3 protein-coding genes are annotated in these 3,856 nt (G+C 60.1%); 1 reads left to right on the top strand and 2 read right to left on the bottom strand.

The window, feature by feature from the left end; all coding sequences use genetic code 11:
* Positions 1-119: 119 nt before the first annotated feature.
* Positions 120-752, bottom strand: coding sequence for a TetR family transcriptional regulator (locus tag F8N49_RS26360; protein WP_016771906.1), 633 nt, complete (start codon positions 750-752; stop codon positions 120-122).
* A 153-nt stretch (positions 753-905) separates the two neighbouring features.
* Positions 906-1,328, bottom strand: a complete 423-nt coding sequence (locus F8N49_RS26355) for a hypothetical protein (protein WP_016771905.1) — start codon at positions 1,326-1,328, stop codon at positions 906-908.
* A gap of 384 nt (positions 1,329-1,712) precedes the next feature.
* On the opposite strand from F8N49_RS26355, the gene F8N49_RS26350 reads away from it, so the two are divergent.
* On the top strand, positions 1,713-3,788 hold the full coding sequence (locus F8N49_RS26350; RefSeq protein ID WP_151553183.1) for an AsmA family protein: 2,076 nt from the start codon (positions 1,713-1,715) through the stop codon (positions 3,786-3,788).
* Positions 3,789-3,856 lie beyond the last annotated feature (68 nt).

The following is a 3,856-nucleotide window of genomic DNA, read 5'->3' as shown; positions in this document are numbered from 1 at the left end:
TGTGGGAGCGAGCCTGCTCGCGAATGCGCGGTGTCAGACAGATGTATTCAGCTGATCCAGCGCTTTCGCGAGCAGGCTCGCTCCCACGGGGCTTTGCGCTGTGTCAGATAGAGAAGGGATTACTCGGTACTGCCCAGCCCTTGCCAGTGCTTTAGGCCGATGAAGATGAAGCGCAGTTGCTGGGTGATCTTCGCCTGCGGGGTCAGATGCTCCGGCAAGGCCTCGGCGGGCGGGTCGATGATGTCGGGGAGGGTGGCGAACACCGATTTGACGATCAGGTCGGCCATCACGCTGAGGCCGGCCAGATCCAGATGTTGCAGCTTGGGCATCAGCGCCAGGTCCGCCGCGAGGTCGGCGCTGATGTTCTCCCGCAGGCGTCCGATCGCCTGGCGCACCGGCAGCGAGCCGCCGTATTGTTCGCGGGCGAGAAACAGGAATTGCGAGCGGTTGGCGTTGACCACATCAAGGAAGATGCGCACCGAAGCGTCGATGATGCCGCCCATGACGAATTCATTGTGGCGCACCAGGCGGATGGTCTCGCGGAAGGTCTGGCCGACTTCGCTGACCAGCACCAGTCCCAACTCGTCCATATCGGCGAAGTGCCGGTAGAAACCGGTGGGCACGATGCCAGCGGTCTTGCTCACTTCGCGCAGGCTCAGGCTGCCGAATCCTCGGCCGCTTTCCATCAGGTGGCGGGCAGCGTCCATCAGGGCGTTGCGGGTCTGTTGTTTCTGTTCGGCGCGGGGCAGCATCGCAGGGTGTGTTCTTCGGCAGGACAAGCGCCGCACTCTAGCAAATCGGCTTTGTCGGCGTCGAACGGGGAGTCATGCAGCGAGGGATCACAGAAGCTGAAAAGTCAAAAGCCCAATCCGCTGATTGGGCTTTTTCGCTGGGCCGTCATAGGCTCAGCTCACGGCGCTGTTGCGTTCGATCACACGGTCACCACCACCTTCGGCGAGGGCTTGACCTTGTGGAGTCTTGTCGTAGCCGTCTTCCACCAGACCTTTTTCTTCGAGACGATTGCGGCCGTTTTCGGCTACAGCCTGGCCTTGTGGCGTCTTGTCATAGCCATCTTCAACCAGACCTTTTTCTTGGAGGCGGTTGCGACCGTTTTCAGCCAGAGTCTGACCTTGTGGGGTTTTGTCATAGCCGTCTTCAGCCAGAGTCTGGCCTTGTGGGGTTTTGTCGTAGCCGTCTTCAGCGAGAGTCTGGCTGAACACCGAGTGGCTGTCTTTGACTTGCGGAGTGGCCTGATCGGCAGCGGGCAGGGCGAAAGCAGTGCTGGCTAGCATCGACAGGGTAAGGCTGAGCAGTAATTGGCGTTTCATGATAGTGGCTCCTTGGGAGGGCGATAAAGTGGGTACGAGGGCAATGCTACTCTCGATAAGTCGATATAAAAGTTCATAAACGCAATGGTAATAATCAACAGAATTGATTGTTCGGCGCGAAGGCTCTAGATCGCGCCTTTGCGGGCGACGGTTTTGCACCGTCGTGGGTATTTTCGACTCACTCGTGCCTCGCAAAAGTGCGGGTGGCGGTAACACTTCTCGACCGATCGGTCAGTTTTGCCAAGCTTTTTATGGCTTAAACTGCCTTTCAATTAAACCTGCGGGCCTTTCGTCAGTCACAGACTGCATAGGGGCCGCTTCGGTCTGCCGTTTCAGCTGTGCGTCGGGATGTTCGGCGTGCGGTCGTGATCAGGAGCTTTGTGCATGACGCGCACTGGAAAAATCTTCAGCTGGACCTTCGCCATCCTCGCGCTGCTGCTGGCAGCCTTGATTCTGATCATCGCGTTTTTCGACTGGAACCGGATCAAACCCACGATCAACGCCAAAGTTTCGGAAGAACTGCACCGGGCGTTTGCCATCAATGGCAACCTCGCTGTGATCTGGCAGCGCGAGCCGGAAGAAGGCGGCTGGCGCTCTTGGGTGCCGTGGCCGCACGTGGTCGCCGAGGATCTGAGTCTGGGCAACCCGGACTGGTCGAAACAGCCGCAGATGGTCACGCTCAAACGCGTTGAACTGCGCATTTCGCCGCTGGCCCTGCTGGCCCAGCGCGTGGTGATTCCGCGCATCGACCTGACCGAGCCGAATGCCGAACTGCAACGTCTGGCCGATGGCCGCGCGAACTGGACGTTCAAATTCGATCCCAAGGACCCGAACGCCGAGCCGTCGAGCTGGGTGGTCGATATCGGCGCGATCGGTTTCGACAAGGGCCACGTGACCCTCGACGACCAGACCCTGAAGACCAACCTCGATGTGTTGATCGACCCGCTCGGCAAGCCGATTCCATTCAGCGAGATTGTCGGCGACAAAGCGGCGAAAACCGCTCAGGACAAGGGCGGCGCACCGCAGGACTATGCCTTTGCACTCAAGGTCAAAGGCCAATACCACGGGCAGAACCTCACCGGGCAGGGCAAGATCGGCGGGCTGCTGGCCTTGCAGGACGCGAGCAAGCCGTTCCCGTTGCAGGCCCAGGCGAAGATCGGCGACACCCGTATCGAACTGGCCGGCACCCTGACTGACCCGCTGAATCTCGGGGCCCTCGACCTGCGCTTGAAGCTCGCTGGCGACAGCCTCGGCAATCTTTACCCGCTGACCGGCGTGACGCTGCCGGACACCCCACCGTATTCCACCGACGGCCACTTGATCGCCAAGCTGCATGACGAGGCCGGGGCGAAATTCACTTATGAAAAATTCAACGGCAAGATCGGCGACAGCGATATTCACGGCGACTTGACCTACGTGGCCAGCCAGCCACGGCCGAAACTCACGGGTGCGTTGCTCTCCAATCAGCTGCTGTTCGCCGACCTTGCACCGTTGATCGGCGCTGATTCCAACACCGAGCAAAAGGCCCGTGGCGGCGCGAGCAAGCAGCCGGCAGATAAAGTCCTGCCGGTCGAAGAATTCAAAACCGATCGCTGGCGCGCCATGGATGCCGATGTCGAGTTCACCGGCAAACGCATCGTCCACAGCGAGAAGCTGCCGTTCAACGACCTCTATACCCATCTGAAACTCAACGATGGCGAGCTCAGCCTGGAGCCGCTGCGCTTTGGCGTTGCCGGCGGCACCCTGGATGCGCTGATCCGTCTCAATGGCCGCACCGAGCCGCTGGAAGGCCGGGCGCGTTTGACCGCACGCAAATTCAAACTCAAAGAGTTGTTCCCGACCTTCGAACCGATGAAAACCAGTTTCGGTGAGCTCAATGGCGATGCCGACATCAGTGGCCGTGGCAACTCCGTGGCCAAGCTGCTCGGCGGCGCCAACGGCAATCTGAAGATGCTGATCAACGACGGTGCGATCAGCCGCGAGCTGATGGAGCTGGCCGGGCTCAACGTCGGTAACTACGTGGTCGGCAAGATCTTTGGCGACAAGGAAGTGAAGATCAACTGCGCGGCGGCGGACTTCGACATCAAGACCGGCCTGGCGACCACACGGCTATTTGTCTTCGATACCGAGAACGCGATCATCTACATCGATGGCACAGCGAACATGGCTACCGAGCAACTCGATCTGACCGTGACCCCGGAGTCGAAAGGCTGGCGTCTGATCTCGCTGCGCTCGCCGCTGTATGTGCGCGGCAAGTTCATCAAACCGGATGCCGGCGTCAAAGCCGTACCGTTGATGCTGCGCGGGGCGGGGATGGTTGCGCTGGGCGTGATAGCCGCACCGGCGGCGGGATTGCTGGCGCTGGTGGCGCCGAGCGGTGGCGAACCGAATCAATGCGCGCCGTTGCTGGAGCAGATGAAGCAGGGCAAGGCGCCGGTGACCGTTAAACCCAGCAAGTAATGCGGCGTCTCTGAAGGCGCCTTCGCGAGCAGGCTCGCTCCCACATTCGAACGCATTTCTTCAATTGA

The organism is Pseudomonas sp. GXM4 (genome assembly GCF_008923895.1).
GTDB classification, from domain to species: domain Bacteria; phylum Pseudomonadota; class Gammaproteobacteria; order Pseudomonadales; family Pseudomonadaceae; genus Aquipseudomonas; species Aquipseudomonas atacamensis.
Note: the sequence above shows the minus strand (reverse complement) of the source record. Positions and strands in the feature narration are given on the sequence as shown.

Bases quoted from the DNA above. Each gene is read 5' to 3' on its own strand.
- F8N49_RS26360 (WP_016771906.1), bottom strand. From the start codon at position 752: ATGCTGCCCCGCGCCGAACAGAAACAACAGACCCGCAACGCCCTGATG.
- F8N49_RS26355 (WP_016771905.1), bottom strand. From the start codon at position 1,328: ATGAAACGCCAATTACTGCTCAGCCTTACCCTGTCGATGCTAGCCAGC.
- F8N49_RS26350 (WP_151553183.1), top strand. From the start codon at position 1,713: ATGACGCGCACTGGAAAAATCTTCAGCTGGACCTTCGCCATCCTCGCG.